Source organism: Acetivibrio sp. (genome assembly GCF_035371925.1).
In the GTDB taxonomy this organism is placed as follows: domain Bacteria; phylum Bacillota; class Clostridia; order Acetivibrionales; family Acetivibrionaceae; genus Hungateiclostridium.
Map to the genome: position 1 here is coordinate 1 of NZ_DAORXT010000179.1, position 1,827 is coordinate 1,827.

Below are 1,827 nucleotides of genomic sequence, written 5' to 3' on the forward strand. Positions count from 1 at the left end.
TAGAATCCTTTTTGCTCAACCGGAAAGCGAATTCCGTGCGGTACAGAAGGAAAGAACCAAAAAACTTAGCGTAGGTAGTGTTCCTAATGCTGCGTATAAAATTTCATGGATGCCCGATATGCGGAAATGTGGTCCTCGGAACCGGTGAAGCCATAATCAACTGCCATGGAATAGTGCTCCCTGATCTGGATGCAGAGATACCTGATGATGAACACCGCATGACGATTGAAAAGATTGAAGATGAGTATTATGTTGAAATTGCCATGATATGAGCAGAAAGCATTATATTTCCTTTATTGCTGCTTGCTCCCTTCACTCCGGAGAGTCCTTTGGGGATTACCAGCCGTTCCTGCGACAGATCACCGTAGGGTCAATATTCTTTAAGTCCGGTGAACAGGTTCTTGCCATTACCCCGGCCAGTTCCTCGGTCATTTTAACCGCGGCAGTAGCATCCATAATCATAACCGCGCCTATCGGAGCACTGCTTATTGACAGAACATATAAGAAACTCCTGTCAAAATAACGTAAGGTATGAAAATGGGCCCAGGACATCAAACCGAGCGGCTCGTGCCATGTCGAGTGCGTGGTATTGATTACAAAGCTGTAAGTATTTATTTAAGAGGGTTTCCAGAATTACATCTAAGTTGTCTACTCAACCTAAGGGGCTAAAATACGTACACGGAAACATATCGAAGAGGTATTTTGGGGGGGAATTTGAACCCAAAATAGGAAGAGTTGAGTTGACAGAATAGATAACGGGAATTTTTGATAGGGTTGAGGAGACAGAATGGATGATAAACTTAGTTCCATACTGAGGCCTGAATTCAATTGATGTGACTTCTTCTTGTAGAATTAAAATCAGAATTAGAGGTTGATAACAATCTATTAAGATTATGAGAATGAAAGTACTGTCCTAATTAAGGATAGTGTTTTTTCATTTTTTACACTTTATTTTTCGAAGGAATTCCTTTACATATGAAGAATAATTCGATATAATTAAAGCAATAATAAAAATAGACTTCATAACATGAGAAAATAACTTTATAATTAAAGAAATTATAGCGCAAATTAAAGAGGTATCTGTAATGGTAGGATATACTCAACTCGTAAAACTAAACACCTTTAGAATGGATGATGTATACAAGCTTGTTGGGAACAAAAAGACTGCATCTTCCCTTGTTCTTCGTTTGTCAAAAAAAGGTTTGGTGAAGAAAATCAGAAATAATTTATATACATGTATCAATGTAGCCGATGGGCAGCCTGTGGCAACTAAATACCACATAGCTTGTGCCATCAATAATACTGCTTATCTTTCGCATCATTCAGCTTTTGAATATATGGGTATATCAAATCAGGTGTTTTATGAGATTTATGTTTCTTCTGAAAGCCGCTTCGATGATTTTGAATTCAATGGAATAACCTATAAATACGTTTCATCGAAACTATCAAGTGGAGTTATAAAGCCTAGAAATACACAAGGAATTCGGGTCACCACACTGGAACGTACAGTAGTTGACAGTATAAAAGACTTCGAAAAAGTCGGAGGTCTTGAAGAACTGCTGAATTGCATAGAATCTATACCATACTTGAGCGAAAATGAATTAATCAAGTATTTGGATGCATATAATCTGCAGTTTTTATATCAGAAGACTGGTTTTCTAATGGAACATTATAAAGACCAATTCCAGCTATCTGATGAATTTATATCCTATTGCAGGAATAAAATCGGGAAAAGCACACGTTATCTGACGAAGGATAGTACAAAGTATTTGAATGAATGGAGATTAGTGGTTCCGGAATATCTTTTTCAAATAACTGAGCAGGGAG

The 1,827-nt window shown here is 37.4% G+C and carries 3 protein-coding genes; all 3 read left to right on the plus strand.

Features of this window, described 5'->3' with window-relative positions; genetic code table 11:
* The first annotated feature begins 86 nt into the window (after positions 1-86).
* Positions 87-272, plus strand: a complete 186-nt coding sequence (locus PLH43_RS13615) for a hypothetical protein (protein ID WP_324364018.1) — start codon at positions 87-89, stop codon at positions 270-272.
* The gene (locus PLH43_RS13620; RefSeq protein ID WP_324364020.1) at positions 269-523 is read left to right on the plus strand and encodes a hypothetical protein; all 255 of its coding nucleotides are present in this window, start codon (positions 269-271) and stop codon (positions 521-523) included. Before PLH43_RS13615 ends, PLH43_RS13620 begins: the two co-directional genes overlap by 4 nt.
* Positions 524-1,085: 562 nt before the next feature.
* The coding region (locus tag PLH43_RS13625; protein ID WP_324364022.1) for a hypothetical protein at positions 1,086-1,827 on the plus strand (742 nt) is incomplete at its 3' end.

Bases quoted from the DNA above. Each gene is read 5' to 3' on its own strand.
- PLH43_RS13615 (WP_324364018.1), top strand. From the start codon at position 87: ATGCTGCGTATAAAATTTCATGGATGCCCGATATGCGGAAATGTGGTC.
- PLH43_RS13620 (WP_324364020.1), top strand. From the start codon at position 269: ATGAGCAGAAAGCATTATATTTCCTTTATTGCTGCTTGCTCCCTTCAC.